The following is a 22,009-nucleotide window of genomic DNA, read 5'->3' as shown; positions in this document are numbered from 1 at the left end:
TTGACGTCGCGTTTCATCTGACCAGGCATCGGGCGCAGGTGCCGGGCAGTTGCCGCAAGCTCGGGCATTCGCCGATAGCGGCCAATAAAACCTGACCTTTCAGGCAGTTATTGCTCGTTGCCCTCGCCGCCCTCTTCCGGCATTCTGCGCCTCCATTTTCTGACCCGGCCCCGCCTCGCGGCGCAAAACACCATGACCGCCTCTGAAAAAGCCCCGCGCAACAACGACCTGATCTACGGCCTCAACGACCGCCCGCACCTGACTGCCACCGTGTTTGCCGCGCTGCAACACGTGTTGGCCAGTTTCGTCGGCATCATTACTCCCACGTTGATCATGGGCGGCGCCCTCGGTCTGCAAAGCGAAATCCCCTACCTGATCAGCATGGCGCTGTTCGTCTCCGGCCTCGGTACTTTCGTTCAGGCCAAGCGCTTTGGCCCGGTCGGTTCGGGATTGTTGTGCCTGCAAGGCACCAGTTTTTCCTTTATCAGCGTGATTCTCAGTGCCGGGTTCATGGTCAAGGCGCGCGGTGGCGGCACCGATGAAATCCTCTCGACGATCTTCGGCGTGTGTTTTTTCGCAGCCTTCATCGAAGTGGTGTTGAGTCAGTTCATCGGCAAACTGCGCATGCTGATCACCCCGGTGGTCACCGGCACCATCATCACGTTGATGGGCCTGTCGCTGATCAAAGTGGCGATGACTGACATCGCCGGCGGTTTCGGCGCGCCTGATCTGGGCGCGGCCAGCCACATTTTCCTCGCAGCGCTGGTGATCGGCACCATCGTTGTGCTGAATCGCGTCGACGTACCGTTCCTGCGCCTGGGCGCGATCGTCATCGGTCTGACCCTCGGTTACGTGGTCGCGTGGCTAATGAGCACGGTGGATTTCGCCTCGATGCCGGAGGTGCCGCTGGTCAGCGTGCCAGTGCCGTTCAAGTACGGCTTCAACTTCGACTGGGTGGCGTTCGTGCCGGTGGCGGTGATTTTCCTCGTGTCGCCGCTGGAGGCTGCCGGTGATCTGACCGCCAACTCGATGATTTCCCGGCAACCGGTCAAAGGCCCGCTGTACATCCGCCGGATCAAATCCGGCCTGCTCGCCGACGGCCTTAACTCGGCCATGGCGGCGGTGTTCAACAGCATGCCGATGGTGACCTTCGCGCAGAACAACGGCGTGATTCAGCTGACTGGCGTGGCCAGCCGTTACGTGGCTTTCTTCATTGCCGGTTTGCTGGTGCTGCTGGGGCTGTTCCCGATGATTGGCGCGGTGCTGCAACTGATGCCGAAACCGGTCCTCGGCGGTGCCGAACTGGTGATGTTCGGCACTGTGGCGGTGGCCGGGATCAAGATCCTCGCCGAGGCCGGCCTGCATCGGCGCAATATGCTGATCGTGGCGATTTCGCTGGGTATGGGCCTGGGCATCGCGGCGGTGCCGGAAGTATTGCGTGAACTGCCGCAAGCGCTGCGCAACATCTTCGAATCGCCGATCACCGTCGGCGCGTTGTGCGCTATCGTGCTGAACATCTTCCTGCCAGAAGAATTCATCGAGCTGGAAGAAGACGACTTCGACCCGGAAGCTTCTATTCTTCAGGTCATGGAAAACCCGGACATGCCGGCCAAAGGTGAACCTGCCCCAGCGGCGGCTGTCGCACAGTTGAACCGCTGACGTCTGGCCTTTAACAGAAAGGGCTGAGCCGGCAACGGTTCAGCCCTTTTTTGTTGAGAGACCGTTTATGCGCCGCGTCCAAGCCGTCATTCTGTCGTTACTGCTGCTGTCCCTCAGCGCCTGTGCGCTATTCCCCAACCGTGATCCGGTGAACATCAACGTGGTCGGCCTCGAGCCGTTGCCGAGCCAGGATCTGGAAGTGCGTTTCGCCATCAAGCTGCGTGTACAGAACCCCAATGAGACGGCCATCGACTACAACGGCATCGCCTTGGATCTGGAGGTCAACGGCCATTCACTGGCCTCCGGCGTGAGCGATCAGAGCGGCTCGATCCCACGCTTTTCCGAAAGCATCGTCACGGTCCCCGTGAGCATCTCGGCGTTCTCGGTCCTGCGCCAGACACTGGGCCTGAGCCAGACACAAACCCTCGACAACCTGCCTTACGTGCTGCGCGGCAAACTTGCCGGTGGCTTGTTCGGCACCATGCGTTTCGTCGACAGCGGCAAACTCAGCCTGCCCAAGGCCAGTGCCGCGACCTGGTAAAAATGCGCTAGCCTGCTTCGTTCCTTAAAGACACTTATGGAGGCTGCAGGTTTATGGAAGACATGCCGACGCTGTACACCGAACGACTGATCCTGCGCCCATTGCAACTGGCCGATGCCGAAGCCGTGCAACGCGAATTTCCGCGTTGGGACGTGGTGCGCTATCTGAACGCGGCCGTGCCATGGCCGTATCCGGAGGACGCTGCCCTCGCCTATCTGCGCGACATTGCCTTGCCGGCCGTCGCGGCGGGCAAGGAATGGGCTTGGACGATTCGCCTGAAATCGGCACCGGAGCAATTGATCGGCAAGATCAGCCTGATGGATCAGACGGATAACCACCGTGGATTCTGGCTGGCGCCGGCGTGGCAAGGTCAGGGATTGATGACTGAAGCCTGCGCAGTGGTGACCGATTACTGGTTCAACGTTCTGCAACGCCCGTTGATGCGCGTGCCGAAAGCGGCGCCGAACATCGGCTCGCGCAAGCTCTCGGAGCGTGCGGGGATGCGCTTGATCCGGACAGATGAAGGCGATTTCGTCGGTGGGCGTTTGCCTCGGGAGCTCTGGGAAATCACCCGCGAAGAATGGCTGGAACGCCACTGATTTCCAGACACACCACCGATCCATTGTAGGAGTGAGCCTGCTCGCGATAGCAATCTGTCAGTTAACGATTATGGTGTCTGGCAGACCGCTATCGCGAGCAGGCTCACTCCTACAGGATTCGGTGTCAGGCAGTACCCTATGTGTTGAAGCGCACGCCTGGTTTTGCCCGTTCATCCACACTCAACTCAAACACATCCGGCCGCGCATAGTGGCCGACCACATCGTAGTCATAGCGTGCACGCACCAGTTCATCGGTGTCGATTTCAGCAGTGAGCAACCCCGCCTCCCCCCGCAATGGCCCTGCCAGCACATCCCCCATCGGCCCGACAATCACGCTGCCACCGGCAATCAACGGCCGATCCGCCGGCCAATTGGCGACTTCAACGCCCAACGCCTGAGGCGAAGCCTGCACCTGACACGCACTGACCACAAAGCAACGGCCCTCATGGGCGATATGACGCATGCTGACCTGCCACATCTCGCGCTCATCGACGGTCGGCGCGCACCAGACTTCAATGCCCTTGGCATACATCGCCGTGCGCAGCAGCGGCATCATGTTTTCCCAGCACACCACCGCGCCGAGCTTGCCGACCTGGGTGTCGAACACCGGCAACGTCGAGCCATCACCCTTGCCCCAGATCAGCCGTTCGGTGCCGGTCGGCATCAGTTTGCGGTGTTTGCCGACAAGCCCGCCCTGCGGGTCGAAATACAGCGCCGTGCAATACAACGTGCTGCCTCCGCGTTCGATCACACCGATTACCAGGTTTGCCCCGGTTCGCGCCGACATTGCCGCCAGCGCTTGCGTTTCGGCGCCCGGCACATCGATCGCGTTGGCGAAGTATCGGGCATAGGCTTCGCGCCCTTCTGGCAGGCGATAACCCAGTTGCGTACCGAAACCCTCGCCTTTCGGATAACCGCCCAGCAGTGCTTCCGGCATCACCACCAGCGCCGCGCCGGATTCGATGATCGCGCCTTCCCAACTCAGAATCTGTTCAAGAGTGGCGTCTTTGCCTTCAGGCAAAGCGCCGATTTGCAGCGCAGCAACAATAGATTTGGCCATTGCGGTGATTCCATCAGGTTCGGATGTTGCTGATTCTGCGGCGCCACGCGATCATGAATAAAGCCCCATTTACTGCTGAATGATATGAGTCATATGAATATCGCAACCATCGACCTCAACCTGCTGAAAGTCTTCGAAGCCCTGCATGAAGAATCCAGCGCCAGCCGTGCAGCGCTGCGTCTGGGCGTCACGCAATCAGCGGTCAGTGCGGCGCTGCGTCGGTTGCGCGATGTCTATGGCGATCAATTGTTCGTGCGTACCGGGCGCGGGTTGGCACCGACACTCAAGGCCAATCAATTGAAACCGGTGGTCAGTGAAGCGCTGAACAAGTGTCGGCAAAGCCTGGCAATGGTCGACCCGGCAGCCAATCAATACGATGGCCGCTCGGTTACCGTAGGGCTGTCGGACGACTTCGAGATTGCCTACGGTAGCCGGCTGATCGGGGAAATCGCTCGCAGCGCACCGAAGTTGCGCCTGATCTTTCGCCAGACCCACAGCCAGATCGTTGCTCGCGCCTTGATGGATCGCAGCATCGACCTGGCGATCACCGCCGGTGGTTTTGCCGAACGGTTGCTCAGTCGTCAGGTGTTGGGCGAAGGTGGCTATGCGTGTCTGGTCGATCCGGCGAGCCTGGCGCCCGGCCAGCAGCAGATCGATCTTGAGGAGTTCGTCGCCCGCGAGCACATTCTGGTGTCGTCCGGCGGTTTTATCGGGATCACCGATGAGGGCTTGGCGGCGTTGGGCCTGAGTCGCCGGGTGTGCGCGTCGACCACGCATTTCGCCGCGCTGCCGTACCTGCTCAAGGGCAGTCGCGCGGTGGCGACAATTCCGACGCATGCTGCCGAAAGTATCGCCGCGCTCAGTGGCCTGGCACTGTTGCCCTGCCCACTGCAGCTGCCGCGTTACCCGATCGAACTGGGCTGGCGCACCAGCACGCAGATCGATCCGGTGGTGGTCAAAGTGCGCGAGGCGATCGCCGCGACGTTCACCTGAGGTGTTACTTGTTGGCGGCCATCAGGCGATTGACTTCACTGCGCACCATGTTGGCGAACTCCGGCGGCGACATGCCGTCCAGTTCGGCGCGGACCCACTCGGCCCATTTGCCTTTGCGCTTGCCGCGCTCACCGAACAAACGCGCGGCTTCGCCTTTGGCTTTGCCCAGATTGTTCTGCCAGAGTTCGAACAGACGGGATTTCTCGTCTTCCAGCGCAGCGCGCTCTGCGAGGGATTTGTCGGCCAGATTGAAACTCATGGGGAATTATCCTGCTGCGTAAAATGGCGACATCTTACACGCTCGACGGAAATCTCCCGCGCAGGTTTTTGTTTCTGTCCTAAATTCAGTGCAACTTTTTACTCAGCGCCACACTCCATTGATCACTGTCCATTCAACTGCAAGGAGTCACCCAATGGCCCGCAAATCCGCCGTGCAAGCCGCCGAAGATCAAATCAAGGATCAGGCCTTCAGCGAACTTCAGGCTCTGATCGAAGAGTCGGACAAACTGCTCAAGAGCAGCGCCTCACTGGTCGGCGAAGAAGCGGAAACGCTGCGCGGACAAATCGCCCTGAAACTGCAGCAGGCGCTGGACTCGGTCTCGAGCGTACGTGATCGCACCAAACCGGCGGTTGATGCCACCGAAAGCTACATCGGCGGTCATCCATGGCAGACCGTGGCGATCTCCGCCGGTTTCGGTCTGGTGGTCGGTTTGCTGCTCGGCCGTCGCTGAGTCAAACGCACACAAAAAAGGCGAACCCGCGGGGTTCGCCTTTTTTATGCCTGCATTTTTTGCCGGTTTTGAACCAGTTCTGGGCTTTCAAAACCCGAGTTCAGCTCGATCTCTCACGTCGGCGAATCTCGCCCATTCACCTCGGTCAGTCCCCTCTCCCTCCGGGAGAGGGCTAGGGTGAGGGCCTTTCGATCTCCCCCGCCAACTCACGCAACTGCGCCAACGTCTGCGCATCCAGCACAATACCCTCAGCCAACGATTTGCTGCGCTGCCAATGCCGACGATCGCCCGGCAATCGCTTGAGCCCAACGCCGTGCATCTGCCGCACCAGTTCGCCACTGCGTTCGGCAAAACTCTGCCCGGCAGCCTTGCTCGGGTCGATGACGATCAACAACTGTCCGGTCCATGGCGTTTTCGCCCCGGGATGATTGGACCAGTCGAACTCGAATGAAAAATTGCCCCCCGTCAGCGCTGCCGCCAACAACTCGACCATCATCGACAGCGCCGAACCTTTATGGCCACCAAACGGCAACAACGCACCGCCTTCGAGAATCGCTTGCGGATCCTGGGTCGGCTGTCCAAGGCTGTCTACGCCCATTCCGGCCGCTAGCCGTTCGCCCTTGCGCGCGGCGATCTGCACATCGCCATGGGCAATGGCGCTGGTGGCCAAATCGAAGACAATCGGCGCGGCACCGGCCCGCGGCGCAGCAAAGGCAATCGGATTGGTGCCGAACAATGGCCGGTCGGCGCCGTGCGGCACCACGCAGGTCATGCTGTTGACCACGCTGAGCGCCACCAGCCCCTCATCGGCAAACGGCTCGACATCCGGCCACAGCGCGGCGAAATGATGGGAGTTGCGAATCGCCAATACGGCGATCCCGGCGTCACGGGCCTTTTCCACCAGCAACGACCGTGCAGCCGCCAGTGCAGGCTGAGCAAACCCGTTGCCGGCGTCCACCCGCACAAATCCACTGGCGACATCTTCGACTTGCGGCACGGCGTGGCCGTTGACCCAACCACTTTTCAGAGTCGAGACGTAACCGGGGATACGGAACACTCCGTGACTGTGCGCGCCATCTCGCTCAGCTCCTGCGCAGTTGGCGGCCAACACCCGAGCGACCTCGACAGAGGTGCCGTGGCGCAAAAAAATCGTTTCAAGCAGTTGCGTCAATGCTTCAAGTGATAACACCGACGAAGCGGCGGCAGAGACATGATCGTGTGGCGCAGACATCTGAAGCTCCAGAGTAATTATTGGAGGGAACACCAGCGTACGAACAAATTGCCCAGCGATTAACCACGTCACCCCTGCTCTCTGTCAACCCTTGGCCGATTGCAAAAAACTGCGAGCGATAACTATCTACCACCTGAGCGCCATCCCTTGCGCCTAGCCTTGAGCCTCATTTCTGGCGCCCATCGCGCTATTACCGAGACTCGAAAATGCCTGAGCCCGCTGCCCCGCTCCTGTTCCCCGAAACCCTGAACTTCCCCGGTCTCTGGAAAGAACTGGGCAAAACCCACAGCCTCAACAGCAAGGACTTCGACTGGCTGGCTCATGTAAAGCTCAGCACTCACGCGCTACGCAATCAACAATCCCCACCGATGCTCGCGCAAAGCATTTACATCGAAGTCGGCGCGGCAAAGCCCATACCGCTGGCCGGCAGTTTTATCCTCAGCGAAACCCCAGACGACAAAGGTGCGATCCTGTACACGCCGTACGACGGCATCAAAAAATACGAAAGCCTTGCGATCCTGAAGACACTGCTTGAGAAACGCCTGCAGGTGGCCGAGGAAGAGGACCCGCTGCTGGCGTTTCTTTCGCTCGCTCAACGCCGCAAAGTCAGCGAGCAGACGCACCGCACGCTGACGTATGAAACGATCAGAGACGACATCTTCGAAAGCCAGAAAAACCACATTCTCGCGGCCCAGCAAGTAAACGCCGTGGCCATGCTTGATGAGTTGAAGCGGCTGCCGGCGCTCACACCCCTGGTGGAAAAAATCCTCGATGATCTGTTGCGCGTCCGTTTACCCAACATCAATCAGGCGCTGACTCGCGTCAACTTCTACACCCATGCGCCCGTTGACGGCAGCGCCCCCGTGGCGGCGGCCAGGCCGGCCAGACACTGGCACGATTCAGTAAGCCTGAGTGAAGCGGTGCTGATGTATTACCGCAACCAGGATTGGCCAGCGGGCCAGCTGCATGAATTTGCCAATTCCCAGCGTGCTCCGTTCGATAACGATCAGGGCGTTTGGGAAGATGCCGTCAAACAGGCCGCAAACAAATTGCGGGTCCTGCTGTTTCGCGAGATGGAGCGCTATTGGGACGCGCCTTCTGCCACGGGGGCGCCAAGGCGCAAATTCTTTGGTGAGGCGCTTGAGGAACAGGCCCGTGCCGAACTGATGATCAAGCGCGAAACCAACATCATCGACGCCAGCCAGTTTGCCACCCTGCATCAGATGATTCGTCCGGCAGACTATCCGACCCGGCGCCCGACCATCGAAAACGTGCGTCTGTGGGAGTACGAACCCAACTATGTCGAGCTTGCAGGTTCGTTGATGATCAGTCACGCCAACGCCTTCCTGTACACGCCGACCATGGGTCTGCAGGTACTCAAGGATTACCAGGATCTGAAGGACACCGTATTGAGCAAGTTCCATGCGGCCGGGCACGAGGACGAACTGTACGGGTTGTTGAACCTTGAGGAACGCCAACGCTTTATCGGCTTTGACCGGCCTCATGTCACTGGAGAAAGCGTCGGCGGCGAGATCTTCAACGTGTTGTTCGAGGCCATTATCACCAAGCAGCGGCAGAACATCGAATACGCTTTGCAGGTGTCCCGTCACAGCGATGGCAGCGTGGATATCCATGCCCTGTTCGACAAAGCCCTGGATATCCGCGCCATGCTTCATCAGCGCTTGCTGGAAATGGAAACCGCGGCACGCTGGTCTACGCGGCCGGTGCTGACCGGTGTTCAACAGCCATCGCAGGTTCGCGCGCAGAAAGCTGCCGCCGTGGCGAAAACCTGCCAGGACATCGAGCCCTTGATCGCCAGTTCCTTCAAAGTTCAGCCTGTTACTCACGTCGAAGAGCAACGCCACTATCTGGAAAACATGAAATCACGGTTGGCCCACTCACTCTTTCTCGGCGTGACCGCAGAAGCGGCATTGCGAGTGCTCAGTGGCTCGCTGAAATCTGCCGAGCAGATGATCGTCGACACCGTGATCAATCCCGATCACACCAGACGCGACAATCGGCACTCACTCAACGGCTTTCGACCCGATGCCTGGTCACTCACGCTGAAAACCCCTGAGGCGAAAGCGCCTTTGTCGCTGGCCCACTGCTTCTTGCTGACCGAACGCGGCGGCCTCGACGACTTGCATTCGGGCAGAGTGATGGTCTGGACTCCGGCACTGGGCCTGGAAGCCTTCGAGAGCATTCGCGCTGCCCGGTTGGCACTGGGTCAGCGGCTCGAAGACCGGATTGGACGCCTGTCATTGCTGGAAAATCTTTTGCCTCAGGAGCGCCAGTACCATCGGCAATACACGCTGGGCACCTTGCGCTTGATTGAAGACAGTGTTCTGGAGAACCGCGTGCAGTCCGGCATTGAACACTTCATCGCACGCTGTGAAGAAGTTCGTGCGCGATTCAAAGGTCGGGCCGGATTGACCTCGGCGCTTGCTTACCTGACAAAAACGGCCTTCGATACCAATTTGCTGCGCACTATTCATCTGGCCAACGCTATCGATCAACAACAGTCACTTCCTGCCTGGCTGGGCATGGCACCGGTGGAGGAGCAGCAATTGCACCTCGAACTGCTTGAGCAATGGCGTCGCAGTGTTGTCGACCATAAGGACTATCTCAGCGGTTTGCCTACGCTGGCCGACTACGTACATCAGAGGTTGAAGGCGCTGCTTGACACTCGATTTGCAGGCAGCCGGGTTGATCCGAATGACATCCAGATCATTCCTGACCTCGCCCTGGCCGGTCCTGCCCGCGGGCTGCCCGAGTTTGCGCTCAACCATATCAATATCGCTCAGGGCACCGGTTTCAAAGTCGCCTCCAGGACCACTACCCCGCTACCGGCCAATCTGGATCCGGCGACGGTCAGACAACTGCTGTTGTCACTGGAGATCCCCACGACATTTGCACAAAAAACCACCGCTGCCCTCTCTGCGGACGATGCCGAGGCCACGCAGCGCAAGCAGCGCTTCTTGCGACAGCTGCCCTGGCAATTGCTGCAGCACGCTCATGGTTTGAAACTGCAACAACAATTGTCTGCCAGCGCATTCGACTGCATATGCCAAGTGCTGGACATCCCGGATGGCATCGCACGCAAGACGGTCGAAGGCGCCCACGCCATCGTGTATCCGTTGTCGCTGATCAAAACCGCGGGCTCGACTGCGGTAGAAGCACTGGGCCTGTATATGATCGGCCCGGGCAGCGGGCATCCGGGGCCGCTGGTGCTATATGCCCCGTACGCAGAAGACGTGTTTCGCGAGTTTGCCGACGAAGCGAGTGTGATCGCGGCCATCAATACGCCAGGCAGTTTTCAGGACTTGCTGATTCGTCGATTGCCGCCGGCACAGCAATCGGTATTTCGAGGGTTGTTGCAGTCGAGCGCTGGCGAGGTCAGCGAAATGACACTTGCGGGTAACACCATCACCGGCAACCTGTTGCAAAGGTTCTTCAGCGACAACCTCAAGTTGTTGCCGCAATTGCTGAACGGCCAGTCGTCAGCCAGCGCTCAAAGCGACTGGGAAGCAGCCAAAAACCTGTTCAGCCAAGGCACCAGTCTGATCTCGGGGCTGCTGCCCGGTAAACTTTCGTACGTGACCTTTCTGTGGCAGGCCTACAAAGACTTTAAGGATTCGGCAGAAAATCTGCAGGATCATCATTGGACGCAAGCACTGCAGTCATTTATCGCCGGTGCGGTGCAAATGATAAGCCTGGGGCGCCTGACGGCAGAGGCATCGGCAGCGACGCAAGCCACGCCCCCGAGAACGGCACAAACCGCGACTGAAACACCGCCAATCACTCGAGTCACTGACGAAGACGCCAGCGCGGTCGAAAGCTCGCCCGCGCTGGTCGCACCAAGCTGGTCACAGATCAGGATGACCTCACCCTCGCGCACCGAGTTGCAGCCTTTTGAAACGTCGGCCGTGGCGCTTGAAGACCTCAAGCGTGACGCGAAGAACGGCACCTACGAAAATCCGATCAATAAACGCCTTTACACGGCCATTGCCGGCAAGGTTCATCAGGTCGACCAACCGGGCGCCGTCTGGCAGATCTTCGGCGATGAGAAGCCCGGGCCGTCATTACGATTGAGTGGCTCGCGGCTCTTGCTCGCGCCAGACCGATACGCGGTTCACTACGGTAAAGCGATATCGAAACTGCATCAGCGCTACGCCGTAGAGCCCGTTCGCAGAGCCTTACTTGAAATCGAAGCAGTTGGCATGAACGAGATTCGCCGCCGCCATCCCGGTAAGGCCTTGCAAATCCAGCAAGCGGTCGACATGGCCCGTTTCTATGCCTTCAACAGCTTGCACAATCTGGCCCAGCTGAAAGCCAATGTTCCGGGCACGCGTCTGGACGGTTTTCTCCGGTTGTTTTTCGGCGTTGATCACATCGACAAAGCGTTACTGGCCAAGCTTCACAAGGCCATCGTGCCGATCTGTAATGCCCTGGTCGACCCCAGCGATGACCTGATGGATACCGAACGCTTTGTGGTGGGTTCCAATACCACCCTGTCATCCGCCATCGCGTTCGTGCTGGTCAATGACCGGCGCAAAATGGTGCACTTCACCGAGCACTTCTTCGATCAGAAACTCGGCTTCTACAAAGAAAACCTGACTGTGCCCTTCGACGTCGATGGCCACGCTCAGGCGGCAACACTGATCCACGAGTTGTCCCATCAATTCTCCGCCACCGAGGATTTCGCCTTTGTGGAAGCGCGCCGGCCGTTTTCTGATCTGATCAACACGCTCACCGCCTACGGGCGGGATATGCGGGATGCACTGGAAGAATTTCAGAGCAAGGCACTGTCGCTGAACACGCCCAAAGATCAGTTGTTCGCGCGCTGGAGCAAGAAACGCGGCTCGTACGTCGATCTGGACAAGTTTCCCGCGGCTGAGGATATGAGCAAAAAACTGCTCGCACTCACCGGCAGCCCGACCATTGATGACGCACGCAATGCGTTTTTTGATCGGCTTTCGCCCCATGCACGTATCGACGTCATCCTGCACAACGCCGACTCGATCGCGCGTCTGATCTGCGAGATGGGCCGGCAACTCGATCCGGCAGTTACGCCCTGACAAACGCAAAAAAAAGGCGCAGGTCGTGACCTGCGCCTTTTCTGCGGCCCTGGGAATCAGTCTTTCTGATCGCGCAGCACATTGCCCGATGCACCGTCGATGCGGAATTCGTAAACCACGCCGTCGGCCTTGCGCCCTTCACCTTTCCAGTAGCCGTCGTTGTCGGCTTGTATTTCGTAGACTTCGACGTACCCGGCCTTGGTTTTCACGATTTCGATGGCTTTCTCGATGGTGACCCAGCCAGCCCCGGGTTTGTCAGCCAATGCAGCACCGGCGCTTAGCAAACTGGCAGTGGCAATCAGTGCAGCAAACGTGTTTTTGATCATTTTTTCACTCCATTTATGGATAGTAGTCATTGGCGTCCTGCTTTTTGGGTGCTTGAGCGAAAAATAAGTTCCACTTTGATGGGTAAATGCCATGACTGTTGTTCTCGGCAACTTCCCGCAAAGGTTAGAATGTGCGAAATCAGGACGACTCAATGACCCAAGACACTCTCTCGGAAGCCGAATACGATGCGATCACCGATGCCGCTGCGCACTGGTGCATGCGTCTGCACGCCGCGGATTGCACGGAAGAAGAACGTCGCGCATTCACACAATGGCACGATGCTCATCCGCTGCATGCGTTCGAGTATGAAGCCATGCTGGAAATCTGGGACGTCGCCGAACATCTGCCACGCCCGGAATCCGCACCGCTTGTGCCGCTTCAGCAGCCGTCCCGTTCGTTGCGCCAGTACGCAATAGCGGCTGGTGTCTGCGCGCTCGCGTTACCGCTGGCGGCCTACACCGGATGGAGTCTGGGCTGGGTACCCGACAGTTATGAGCACTTGCGTGCCACCGACAATGTGCGTCAGGTCACGCTGAGCGATGGCAGTCAGATCGAGTTGAATCTGAACACTGATTTGACCTTCAGCAATTACAAGGACGAACGACGAGTCACGTTGAAAAAAGGCGAGGTGTTCTTCAACGTCAGTCACGACACCTCGCACCCGTTTGTCGTGCGTGCGGGCGAAGGCAACATTCGCGTGACCGGTACGCGCTTCAACGTATGGCTGTATGAAGACCAGGTACGTGTCAACCTGATCGAAGGGTCGGTGCTGGTGACGAGTAATCGCGCATTGCCAGGCGATGGCCTGCGTCTGGAGCCGTCCATGCAGGCGCGTTACAAACCGGGCGACTACATGCCGCAGATCAGCCAGACCTATCCCAACGATACCTCGCTGGCCTGGCGCAACGGCAAACTGGTGCTGGACAATCTGGCGCTCAATGAAGCCCTGCCCCTGATCAACCGCTACCTCGACAGACCGTTGATGCTCGCCGACAACAGCACAGGTTCGATCAGAGTGGGCGGCATCTACAACATCAAAGAGTTGAACAACCTGGCCAACTCCCTGCCCAAAGTCTTGCCCGTCTACCTGACGCGCAACAAGGAAGGCAACCCAGTGATCAACCCGATGCCACAACAACCGCCAAAAAGCTGAAGGCCGCGCCCCTTGCGGTATGCGGCCTTCAGCTTGTTCTCAGGTCACGCAGCAGGTCACTGCGCGGCTACTTTCCCCGCCTTGTCCAGCGTCTCGCGAATGGTCTGCACCTGATACTGCGGATCGGCCTTGATCTGCTGCTCGGTGAAGGGCAACACACTCCATTGTTTCTTCGAAAAGGCCTCGGTCTGATCCCGCGAATACTTCGATGCCGGATCGCTCGACAGCGAAAACGCCAGCAGGCCCTGCGCGTGCGGCCCTTTTTCATCGAACGTCACCACTTGCAGGTAGCTGGTACCGCTGACCACCTCAAGCTTGCCGTCCTCGCGGGGCACGCTCTGGATGGCGTTGTAGATCCCCAGCTGACCCGGCCCGCCATGAATCGGTGTCTGTTGCCCGCCACTGCTGACCACCTGGATATCGCCCCAGCGGGTTTGCGGTTTGAGGCCCATCTTGTTCGTCGCTGCGACCGAAGCCAGCATCGCCTCTCGCAGCGACTGTGCCACGGCCGGCTGCTCGACCGCGAGACCGCGCGGGGTGTGTTGCGCGTCTTTCGGATCGAAAGCGACGCGCCAGATATCCGCTGAGTTTTGCATTGCCTGCATGATGTTCTGGAAATGCACCAGACCCAGACCCGAGTCCAGATTGGCGCGACCGTCCCATTCCTTGAGGCTGGTACAGACCGGTTTCAGAGTCCTGGCATCGGCGCCAAGCTCAGCGGCGCAGAACTTCAGCAGATCCGGTACGACCTGGGCCGCCAGATACACCTTATCGTCCATGACCATCTGCTGCAGGTCCTTCACTTCCAGCGGACCTTTTTTACTCAGGTTGCCCAAGCGATCCAGCGCAAACCGCGAACGCATGCCCAACGGTTGACCGTCCTGGCTGATCAGTGGCGAGAAGCCGGTGAGCGGCTGTGCCGGGTTGACCAGCCACGCGGAATCATTGGAGTGCTGGATAAAATCCTTGCGCAACAGTTGCGGCAGTTGGCTGGACGCATAAATGCCCTTCTGTGCAGCTTGCGGGTCGACGTCCCAGGCGCAGGCGCTGTTGGAACCGTCGAGCAGAATCATCTGCGTCCCGGCACGCGGGTCGCTGCACTTGGCCAGTTTCTCGGCGTTGACGTTGGGCACCACCGACAGATTCATGTACAGCGTCTGGCCCTTGTCGTCCACAGCGAGGGTATTGACCCACGGGATGCCCTGGATCTTGTGCACCGAGTCCTGCAGTTGCTCAAGCGAGGAAGCCTGGTTCATCGCATACCACTGCGTCAGCACGCGGTCATTGTCGAGGTTGGCATCGCGCAGGCTGTAAGCGAACTGATTATTCCAGTCGAGCTTGCCGGGCCATTGCACAACCGGGCCGAACTGCGAGCTGTAAATATCGTGCGCTACGGGCACTACCTGGCCATCGGCCTGCTTGACCTGGACAGTCACCGTCTGTTTGCTCATCGGCAAGGATTTGCCGTCGAGCAGATAACGCGTCGGATCTTTCGGGTCCAGTTGCAGACGATACAGCGTGAAGTGCTTCGAGGAATCGACCGTGTGGGTCCAGGCCAGGTGCTGGTTAAAACCGATATTGATCATTGGCAGGCCCGGCAAGGCTGCGCCCATGACATCCAGCTTGCCGGGAATGGTCAGATGCATCTGATAGAAACGCATGGCGCCGACCCACGGAAAATGCGGGTTGGCCAGCAGCATGCCGCGACCGTTGAAAGAACGCTCGCTGCCCACCGCCAGGGCATTGCTGCCACGATCGAGGGCAAATCGCTGCTGACGTGTATCAGCCAGCTGAAAGGCCTGTGCATCCTGGACACGCTGCGCAGTCGCCTGCGGCGGTGTCGCGCCCGCCAAGGCTTCGGCGAACTGTCCGACACCACCTTCAACCAACAGTCGACGGGTCAACTTGACCAGGTCTGCCGAGGTGATATCGCGCACCCACTCACCCTGACATTGCTGCGGCAGGCCTTGCTGACGTCGCTCGGCGAGATAGTGGTTATAGCCGGCAGCGTAACCTTCGACCAGATCACGCACCTGGGCCGGTTGCGCCTGCCAGAAGGTGTTGACTGCTTCGGGGGGATTGAGCCAGGTGAAGAAGACATCGCTGACGCGGTTCGGGCGTGCTTCGACAGTCACCTGGTCCGGGCCGAAATAGCGCGAACGCAGGCCGTTGACCGTGACGATCTCGTTGGCCAACAGGCAGAGATTGTCCTGTGCATAGGCATACCCGATGCCAAAGCCCAGGCCTCGCTCATCCTGGGCGCGGATATGCGGTACGCCAAAACCGGTACGACGGATTTCGGTACCGGTCTCGGCCGATGAACTCGGGCTGAAGGCATAGGCCGACACGCTGAATCCAAGAAACACACCGGCGAAGGCCAGTCCGGTCAATCGTCTGGAAAGAATGGTCACTGTAACTCCTGATCGAATATCAAAACCTGAGGGCGCAACGCATCCGTGCGCAGGGAGACTCCACAGGTAACGAAGATCAGGGAAAAAGATTTACCGCGACTCACAAAGATTTGTCTCGCAATCACGCAGAGAAGACAAATCGGCGACAAATTTTCTACATTTTTTCTTTCATGATTTGTCGTGCTCAAACGTCTTGTTTAGAGAGAGCAAGAAAACCCTTTCCCGATCAGGCTCTGAAAAGGAGTAATCGCATGTACAACTCGCACCTACCAATGGACGGTAGCCAGGCCCCCCAAGGAGCTTCCATGAGCCCACACGCGAGCGATTTCGGGCAACGCGGCGAACGTCACGGTAACGAACGCATTCGCCTGTTGCTGAAGAGTTTCGGTCTGCGCACCAGCCTGATTCGCCTGAAAGTCATCGACGCGCTGCTGGTGGCGGCGCAAAGCGACCGTCGCCTGGGGGTGCGCGGCGTCCACAGCCAATTGCTGGATCTGGATATTCCGCTGTCCTTCCTCAGCGTACGCGAAGTGCTCAAGCGTTTGTGCGCCGAAGGTGTGATCACCTTCAATGCGGACAAGAGCTACAGCCTGCATCCACAGGCTGCTGCCGTCCTCAACAACGATTGAAACGTGTAACGAACGCCGTCAGGGCTTGACCTTGCGGCGCATCACGCCGTTGATCACCACAACGACCACCGCCACACCGATGGCGATGTACTGAAAGGTCTTTTCATCGATCTTCCCGGCGTTTTGCAGCCAGGACAGACCGAGCATGATCGCCAGTACGGACACGGCGATCACAATCGAATAAATCAAGCGTTGCTTCTGGGTCATTACGGTTTCCTGAAACTTTGGAATGTATCCGGTTTGTATCCGCTTGCATGCCATGCGCTTACCGTTTTACGGGGATGCGCCGTGACAAACGGGGTCTCATGTTACAGCCGATGAAGAGTTTTGGCTTCATGACGGCATCACCATGAGGACTTTTCAAATGTTGCGTCGAATCACCTGGCTGATTCCCGTTCTAGCCCTGCTGACCCTGAGTGGATGCATCATCTTCCCCCACGGCGGTTGGCATGACGACCACCACCGTTACGACCGGGGAGGCCCTGGCTACTACCAGCATCGTTAGTGGTGAATACTTCGCCCTGCCCGCTCGCCCAAGATCCACCCTGTATTCACTTCGTTAGTTCACTCAAATAAACAATGCCCGCCCCTGTGCGGGCATTTTTCATTCCACCGACCTTCGAGCGTATTTATCTTCCGCTGTTTTTGGATCCAACTAATACGCTGCAAGCATTTGAAATTTAATGTCTTAGCAAACAACTAGGTCAGCCACTTGGCTAGCTCTAGTCTCTGCATGCCTTTTTCAACACACACAGACAAGGATGTGTATGCAGAGAACACTTATAACAATCGGGCCACGCCAGGTTATCGGATTTTGTCTGGCACTGACTGCGTTTGAACTGCTGACGTATATGGCCAGTGACCTGGTCATGCCGGCCATGCTGGATGTCACGACAGAACTTCAGGCCGACATTCGACATGTTCCCAACGCCTTCAATCTCTATTTGCTGGGGGGTATCTGCCTGCAATGGCTGATGGGGCCGCTCTCTGATCGTTGGGGGCGACGACGCCTGTTATTGATCGGATGTGCAATATTCGGTGTGGCCTGTTCGGCCGCTTTTGCCGCTCCCAGCATTGAAGCTTTCAATCTGTTGCGCCTGCTACAGGGTATGGGACTGGGCTTCGTCATTTCGGTCAGTTATCCGGCACTGCAGGAGGTGTTCTGCGAGGCTGATGCCGTGCGTCTCATGGCCTTGCTCGGCAATGTCGCGCTGCTGTCACCGTTGCTGGGGCCGTTGCTGGGCAGCCTGCTTCTGCAATGGCTGAGCTGGCGCGAGTTGTTTTTGGCGTTAGGCCTTGTCGCAGCGATGGTCTGGCTGGGGCTCTACGCCTGGATGCCGGAAACCGTGGGCGTCATACGTCGTGATGGGCAACATCAGGCGCCGATACCTTTTTCCCTGAAACGCACGCGACAGCGCTACATCGCCTTGCTCGGCAATCGCCGGTTCTTCGGTGCGAGCCTTGCGTTAGGGCTGATGAGCCTCCCCCTGATCGCCTGGATCGGGCTGTCGCCGATACTGCTGATCCAGCTGCTGGGCCAGACGCCACTGGAATACGGGTTGTGGCAGATGCCGATTTTCTCCGCCGTCATCGTCGGCAACCTGATTCTCAACCGCTTACTGGTCACGCACGCCTTGCCCGAGTTGATCAGGATCGGCCTCTGGCCGCTGTGCATGGGGCTCGTGGCGTTGCTCGGTTGCGCATTATTGGCTGCCGGCCCCGTACCGGTGGTAGCCAGCCTGGCGCTCTACGGCGTCGGACTGGGCATCTGCAACGCCACTCTGTATCGACTGGCGCTGTTCTGTACCGAGGACAGCAAAGGACTGGTCTCGGCCATGATCGGCATGATCTCCATCGCCGTCATGGGCCTCGGCGCCTCACTCATTGCCGCGATCGGCGGCGGCACACGCCTTGACTTCTTTGCGCTGTTGTCCGCCCTCGGTGGCCTGACATGCCTGCCCTTGCTGCACGGGTTCTTGCACGACGCCAAAGCCGCCTCTACCAAAGCTCAATAAAGGAATATTGATGATTCACTTACCCTCAAGCGACGCGCTCTGCGCGTTGCCGCGCCCTTACTGTCAAGACTCCGTACCGCCGGGGTTGTTCGACCGGGCCATGGCCGAGATCAGCCGATTTCACTGCCAGCAAACACCCGGCTATGAAGCCTGGCTCAATGCCAACGGACTGCACCTCAATGATCTCGACAGTCTCGATGACTGGTCACGATTGCCCCCTGTCTTCGCCAACTTTTTCAAGCAGCGATTGTTGCTCAGCAGCGTTGGCGAGGACGCGCTGGAACTGACATCCTCCGGCACCAGCGGACAGAAAAGCCGTATGCGTTACGACGAACGCAGTCTGGCAGGTGCGCAATGGATGGTTGCGCAGATATTTCGGCATTACGGCTGGGACACCGCGGATACGCCCTGCAACTACTTGCTGCTGAGCTACGAGCCACAAGGCCGGATCAGCCTGGGCACCTCGTTCACCGATCAGTTCCTGTGCCGTTTCGCCCCGGTCAACCGTGTGGTCTACGCCCTGCGCAGCACTGGCGAAGGTCATCAGTTCGACGTTTTCGGCGTCATCAGTGCCTTACAGGCGTTTGCCGAAGAAGGTCTGCCGGTGCGAATCCTCGGCTTCCCGGCGTTTCTCTGGCAGGCCCTGCAACGCATGCAGGCCCTCTGCATGCCAGACCTTGAGCTGCCTGCAGAGTCGCTGGTGTTTTTCGGCGGCGGCTGGAAAACCCGGGCCGCCGATGAAATCCCCAAGCAGCAGTTGTACAGCGCCATCCATCGTCAGCTGGGCATTGAAATATCCCGATGCCGCGATGGCTACGGTGCCGTGGAGCACGCCGTGCCTTACATCGAATGTGCCCGGCATCGTTTCCATGTCCCGGTCTACTCAAAGGTGTTCATACGCAATCCGACGGACTTCTGCGTTCAGCCTTATGGCCAGCAAGGCTTGCTCGGATTCGTCTCGCCCTACATCTCGTCCAGCCCTGCACACTCGGTGGTGATGAGCGATCTGGCAACGCTGCACCCTGGCACGAGTTGCGATTGTGGACTTGCCAGCGACTGGTTCGAACTCCATGGCCGGGCAGGCACCACGGCCGGCAGAAGCTGTGCCATGGCGGCTGCGCAATTGCTGGGGAGCCATTGATATGTACTTGATCAACGGCCAACTGCACGACGCTTTCAGCTTCGACGAAGCGCTTGCCTGCCTTCACGCCGATCTGGCGCAACACCTCGCTACCCCGCTGCAAAGCAGCACGGTCATCCACGCTGCCACTCACTTCGCAGAACGACTGCGCAGCGCCGATTCCGCACTGCCACTCGATGCCGAGCAACGCCAGGCATTGATCGACTTCTGCGAGCCGCAGGCGTTACACAGCAAACTGCTGCGCGAACTCGGCGCGCAGCCCGACTCATTGCGCCGTATCGATTATCGGCAAGCACGTTTCGAACGCTGGAGCCCGCTTGGCCTAGTGGTCCACATTACGCCGGGCAACGCGCCGTTGCTGGCGTTCTGCGCGGTGCTGGAAAGCTTGCTGGCCGGCAACGTCAACTGGTTGCGCCCCAGCAGCAGCGATGAAGGGCTGACCGCCCGCCTGCTCGGCGCCTTGCTGCACTGCGATCCGAGCGGCCAACTGGCTGGTTATATCGCCGTACTGCCGGTGAGTACGGCGCAAATCGCATCACTGTGCAAACACGCCAATGGCGTCGCGGCCTGGGGGGGTGAAGCGGCCCTGCAAGCGATTCGCCAACAGATTCCGGCCGGGTGTCGCTGGATCGACTGGGGGCACCGCATCAGCTTCGTCTATCTGACGCCCGATGCAGCCACCCCGGAGAATCTGGACGCCGTGGTTGACGAAGTGTGTCGACTGGATCAGCAGGCCTGTTCCAGCCCGCAGTGGTTGCTGGTGGACAGCGACGATCCGCAGGTACTGCGCAAGATCGGGGAACGCTTGTCTGCCGCCTTCGAACGGCGCGCCGGGCATTGGCCGGCACTATTGCCGACGCTGCAGGAGGCCGCGCAAATCACCACGCACATGCAAATGGCACGGCTGGGGCACAGCTTCGCCGAGCAAACCGGGGATATCTGGCACGCACCCGGCTGGCAGGTGATCTGGACGCACGAACGTCAACTCACGCCTTCACCGCTGTTTCGCAGCGTACTGCTGCATCCGGTACCCCGGTCACTGATCACTGCCACTTTGCTGCCATGGCGCAATGTCCTGCAAAGCTGTGCGCTGGTGTGCGGCGACAGCCAAATCAGCGCACTGGCACGTACATTGATCGCTGCGGGTGTCACGCGAATCACGCAGGTCGCTGGCATCCACGAGGGCTATGACGGCGAACCCCATGACGGCGTCTATGCGTTGCAGCGGCTTAGCCGACGCGTCTCGGCCAGCTTGCCCTGCGGTGTGCTTGCCAACCACGCCACCCTCGATCAGCCATCGCAGCCGATGACGTTGCACGGCCAGCCCATCATGGACAAGGCCGCCTTCACTGCCCAGCCGCTGAACGCTTCGGCGCAATTGTATTTTCGCTCTGGAGGCAGCAGTGGCACGCCGACACTGTCGGTCTATAGCTACCAGGACTTTCACCGGCAGATGCGTGCCACGGCTGACGGTTTGTTCGCCGCCGGCCTGGATCCGACGCGTGACCGAGTGATGAACCTGTTCTTTTGTGGGGGGCTGTACGGCGGGTTTCTCAGCTTTGCCAAAGTGCTCGAGTTGCTCGACATCACGCACCTGCCGATGGCCGCACCGTCCGATGACGACTACCGGGAAATCGCCGAGCTGATCATCAGTCAGCGGGTGACGGTGTTGATCGGTATGCCCAGCACGCTGCATCGGCTGTTCCTTGACGAACGGCCACGGTTGCAAGCTTACGGCGGGGTCGAAAAGGTCTTTCTCGGTGGCGAGCATCTCAGTGAACAAAGCCGCGACTTGCTGCGCAGTTGTGGGGTTTCCAGCATCCGCTCGGCGATTTACGGCAGTGTCGACGCCGGGCCGCTCGGCCACGCCTGCCAGGCCACGGGCGATGGCGTTTTTCATTTGATGAATGACACCCAGCATCTGGAAATCGTGGCACTGGACAGCTATCAACCTGTGGCCGGCGATCAGGTCGGCCGCTTGCTCTTCACATCGACCGCACGCCAGGCCCAGAACGTTGCGCGCTATGACATAGGCGACACCGGTCGCTGGTTGTCCGGCCCCTGCCCCTGCGGGCTGACATCGCCGCGCTTCGAGCTGCTGCAGCGCCACGGCAAGCTGATCCGCATCGGCACCGACTTCATTTCATTGAGCGAATTGGCGGTGCACCTGCAGGTGCCATTTCAACTGCGGCTGGATCATGCCGCCGATGGCCTCGAACGTATGCGCGTGTGTAGCGAACTGCAAGCGGCCGACGCGCAGGAACGGCTGTGCGGTTACTTGACCTTGGCGACACTTGTCGAGACCGGTCTGTTGATCGTGGAGTTTGAAGTCTGCGCAATCGAAAACTTCATTCGAAACACACACAGCGGCAAGACGCCGATATTGATTGATTCACGGCGCTGACACTTTCTGCGTTCGATCTGACAACTATAAAAAGGTG

Annotated in this window: 18 protein-coding genes; 12 read left to right on the top strand and 6 right to left on the bottom strand. The window is 59.1% G+C overall.

What is annotated here, in order from left to right; genetic code table 11:
- The first annotated feature begins 192 nt into the window (after positions 1-192).
- The 3 genes from ACOYXJ_RS23380 to ACOYXJ_RS23370 all read left to right on the top strand — a co-directional run bounded on the left by ACOYXJ_RS23380 (position 193) and on the right by ACOYXJ_RS23370 (position 2,799).
- Complete coding sequence (locus tag ACOYXJ_RS23380; protein ID WP_460371705.1) at positions 193-1,659, top strand: nucleobase:cation symporter-2 family protein; 1,467 nt, start codon at positions 193-195, stop codon at positions 1,657-1,659.
- Positions 1,660-1,726: 67 nt separating this feature from the next.
- Positions 1,727-2,200: an LEA/WHy family protein gene (locus ACOYXJ_RS23375; RefSeq protein WP_102900966.1), complete on the top strand. Its 474-nt coding sequence runs from the start codon at positions 1,727-1,729 to the stop codon at positions 2,198-2,200.
- Between the two features lie 53 nt (positions 2,201-2,253).
- On the top strand, positions 2,254-2,799 hold the full coding sequence (locus tag ACOYXJ_RS23370) for a GNAT family N-acetyltransferase (protein WP_460371702.1): 546 nt from the start codon (positions 2,254-2,256) through the stop codon (positions 2,797-2,799).
- Between the two features lie 136 nt (positions 2,800-2,935).
- Here ACOYXJ_RS23370 and ACOYXJ_RS23365 read toward each other — a convergent pair whose 3' ends face one another.
- A complete protein-coding gene (locus ACOYXJ_RS23365) occupies positions 2,936-3,859 on the bottom strand; it encodes a carbon-nitrogen hydrolase family protein (RefSeq protein WP_102900964.1) in 924 nt (307 codons plus the stop codon).
- Between the two features lie 84 nt (positions 3,860-3,943).
- On the opposite strand from ACOYXJ_RS23365, the gene ACOYXJ_RS23360 reads away from it, so the two are divergent.
- The gene (locus ACOYXJ_RS23360) at positions 3,944-4,852 is read left to right on the top strand and encodes a LysR family transcriptional regulator (RefSeq protein ID WP_150792645.1); all 909 of its coding nucleotides are present in this window, start codon (positions 3,944-3,946) and stop codon (positions 4,850-4,852) included.
- Positions 4,853-4,856: 4 nt separating this feature from the next.
- Here ACOYXJ_RS23360 and ACOYXJ_RS23355 read toward each other — a convergent pair whose 3' ends face one another.
- Entirely contained in the window at positions 4,857-5,111 is a 255-nt protein-coding gene (locus tag ACOYXJ_RS23355) for a hypothetical protein (RefSeq protein WP_007917411.1), read from the bottom strand.
- A gap of 154 nt (positions 5,112-5,265) precedes the next feature.
- Between ACOYXJ_RS23355 and ACOYXJ_RS23350 the strand changes: the two genes are divergently transcribed.
- On the top strand, positions 5,266-5,583 hold the full coding sequence (locus ACOYXJ_RS23350; protein ID WP_016982860.1) for an ElaB/YgaM/YqjD family protein: 318 nt from the start codon (positions 5,266-5,268) through the stop codon (positions 5,581-5,583).
- 172 nt (positions 5,584-5,755) lie between these two features.
- Here the strand turns inward: ACOYXJ_RS23350 and ACOYXJ_RS23345 are convergent, their stop codons facing one another.
- Positions 5,756-6,814: an Ldh family oxidoreductase gene (locus ACOYXJ_RS23345; protein WP_095118758.1), complete on the bottom strand. Its 1,059-nt coding sequence runs from the start codon at positions 6,812-6,814 to the stop codon at positions 5,756-5,758.
- Between the two features lie 206 nt (positions 6,815-7,020).
- Between ACOYXJ_RS23345 and ACOYXJ_RS23340 the strand changes: the two genes are divergently transcribed.
- The gene (locus tag ACOYXJ_RS23340) at positions 7,021-11,892 is read left to right on the top strand and encodes a dermonecrotic toxin domain-containing protein (protein WP_460371699.1); all 4,872 of its coding nucleotides are present in this window, start codon (positions 7,021-7,023) and stop codon (positions 11,890-11,892) included.
- 56 nt (positions 11,893-11,948) lie between these two features.
- On the opposite strand, the gene ACOYXJ_RS23335 is transcribed toward ACOYXJ_RS23340, so the two are convergent.
- On the bottom strand, positions 11,949-12,218 hold the full coding sequence (locus ACOYXJ_RS23335) for a PepSY domain-containing protein (protein ID WP_110718592.1): 270 nt from the start codon (positions 12,216-12,218) through the stop codon (positions 11,949-11,951).
- Between the two features lie 152 nt (positions 12,219-12,370).
- On the opposite strand from ACOYXJ_RS23335, the gene ACOYXJ_RS23330 reads away from it, so the two are divergent.
- Complete coding sequence (locus ACOYXJ_RS23330) at positions 12,371-13,372, top strand: FecR family protein (protein ID WP_460371697.1); 1,002 nt, start codon at positions 12,371-12,373, stop codon at positions 13,370-13,372.
- A gap of 56 nt (positions 13,373-13,428) precedes the next feature.
- Here the strand turns inward: ACOYXJ_RS23330 and pvdQ are convergent, their stop codons facing one another.
- Entirely contained in the window at positions 13,429-15,783 is a 2,355-nt protein-coding gene (pvdQ, locus tag ACOYXJ_RS23325) for a bifunctional acylase PvdQ (RefSeq protein WP_460371695.1), read from the bottom strand.
- Between the two features lie 251 nt (positions 15,784-16,034).
- Between pvdQ and ACOYXJ_RS23320 the strand changes: the two genes are divergently transcribed.
- A complete protein-coding gene (locus ACOYXJ_RS23320; RefSeq protein WP_095118754.1) occupies positions 16,035-16,412 on the top strand; it encodes a fe2+ zn2+ uptake regulation protein in 378 nt (125 codons plus the stop codon).
- An 18-nt stretch (positions 16,413-16,430) separates the two neighbouring features.
- Here ACOYXJ_RS23320 and ACOYXJ_RS23315 read toward each other — a convergent pair whose 3' ends face one another.
- Positions 16,431-16,619 carry a hypothetical protein gene (locus tag ACOYXJ_RS23315; protein WP_016985231.1) on the bottom strand — a complete coding sequence of 63 codons (189 nt, stop codon included), beginning with the start codon at positions 16,617-16,619 and terminating at the stop codon, positions 16,431-16,433.
- A 157-nt stretch (positions 16,620-16,776) separates the two neighbouring features.
- Here ACOYXJ_RS23315 and ACOYXJ_RS23310 point away from each other — a divergent pair, with 157 nt between their 5' ends.
- The 4 genes from ACOYXJ_RS23310 to ACOYXJ_RS23295 all read left to right on the top strand — a co-directional run bounded on the left by ACOYXJ_RS23310 (position 16,777) and on the right by ACOYXJ_RS23295 (position 21,972).
- Entirely contained in the window at positions 16,777-16,917 is a 141-nt protein-coding gene (locus ACOYXJ_RS23310) for a hypothetical protein (RefSeq protein WP_016985230.1), read from the top strand.
- A gap of 262 nt (positions 16,918-17,179) precedes the next feature.
- The gene (locus tag ACOYXJ_RS23305; RefSeq protein ID WP_460371692.1) at positions 17,180-18,427 is read left to right on the top strand and encodes an MFS transporter; all 1,248 of its coding nucleotides are present in this window, start codon (positions 17,180-17,182) and stop codon (positions 18,425-18,427) included.
- 10 nt (positions 18,428-18,437) lie between these two features.
- Positions 18,438-19,568: a LuxE/PaaK family acyltransferase gene (locus ACOYXJ_RS23300; RefSeq protein WP_102900958.1), complete on the top strand. Its 1,131-nt coding sequence runs from the start codon at positions 18,438-18,440 to the stop codon at positions 19,566-19,568.
- A 1-nt stretch (position 19,569) separates the two neighbouring features.
- Complete coding sequence (locus ACOYXJ_RS23295) at positions 19,570-21,972, top strand: aldehyde dehydrogenase family protein (RefSeq protein ID WP_460371690.1); 2,403 nt, start codon at positions 19,570-19,572, stop codon at positions 21,970-21,972.
- Positions 21,973-22,009: the final 37 nt, after the last annotated feature.

Source organism: Pseudomonas sp. Tul2A7 (genome assembly GCF_054790505.1).
This window is presented reverse-complemented; position numbering and strand designations above follow the sequence as displayed.

Coding starts and splice junctions, on each gene's coding strand:
- ACOYXJ_RS23380 (WP_460371705.1), top strand. CDS start 193: ATGACCGCCTCTGAAAAAGCCCCGCGCAACAACGACCTGATCTACGGC.
- ACOYXJ_RS23375 (WP_102900966.1), top strand. CDS start 1,727: ATGCGCCGCGTCCAAGCCGTCATTCTGTCGTTACTGCTGCTGTCCCTC.
- ACOYXJ_RS23370 (WP_460371702.1), top strand. CDS start 2,254: ATGGAAGACATGCCGACGCTGTACACCGAACGACTGATCCTGCGCCCA.
- ACOYXJ_RS23365 (WP_102900964.1), bottom strand. CDS start 3,859: ATGGCCAAATCTATTGTTGCTGCGCTGCAAATCGGCGCTTTGCCTGAA.
- ACOYXJ_RS23360 (WP_150792645.1), top strand. CDS start 3,944: ATGAGTCATATGAATATCGCAACCATCGACCTCAACCTGCTGAAAGTC.
- ACOYXJ_RS23355 (WP_007917411.1), bottom strand. CDS start 5,111: ATGAGTTTCAATCTGGCCGACAAATCCCTCGCAGAGCGCGCTGCGCTG.
- ACOYXJ_RS23350 (WP_016982860.1), top strand. CDS start 5,266: ATGGCCCGCAAATCCGCCGTGCAAGCCGCCGAAGATCAAATCAAGGAT.
- ACOYXJ_RS23345 (WP_095118758.1), bottom strand. CDS start 6,814: ATGTCTGCGCCACACGATCATGTCTCTGCCGCCGCTTCGTCGGTGTTA.
- ACOYXJ_RS23340 (WP_460371699.1), top strand. CDS start 7,021: ATGCCTGAGCCCGCTGCCCCGCTCCTGTTCCCCGAAACCCTGAACTTC.
- ACOYXJ_RS23335 (WP_110718592.1), bottom strand. CDS start 12,218: ATGATCAAAAACACGTTTGCTGCACTGATTGCCACTGCCAGTTTGCTA.
- ACOYXJ_RS23330 (WP_460371697.1), top strand. CDS start 12,371: ATGACCCAAGACACTCTCTCGGAAGCCGAATACGATGCGATCACCGAT.
- ACOYXJ_RS23320 (WP_095118754.1), top strand. CDS start 16,035: ATGTACAACTCGCACCTACCAATGGACGGTAGCCAGGCCCCCCAAGGA.
- ACOYXJ_RS23315 (WP_016985231.1), bottom strand. CDS start 16,619: ATGACCCAGAAGCAACGCTTGATTTATTCGATTGTGATCGCCGTGTCC.
- ACOYXJ_RS23310 (WP_016985230.1), top strand. CDS start 16,777: ATGTTGCGTCGAATCACCTGGCTGATTCCCGTTCTAGCCCTGCTGACC.
- ACOYXJ_RS23305 (WP_460371692.1), top strand. CDS start 17,180: ATGCAGAGAACACTTATAACAATCGGGCCACGCCAGGTTATCGGATTT.
- ACOYXJ_RS23300 (WP_102900958.1), top strand. CDS start 18,438: ATGATTCACTTACCCTCAAGCGACGCGCTCTGCGCGTTGCCGCGCCCT.
- ACOYXJ_RS23295 (WP_460371690.1), top strand. CDS start 19,570: ATGTACTTGATCAACGGCCAACTGCACGACGCTTTCAGCTTCGACGAA.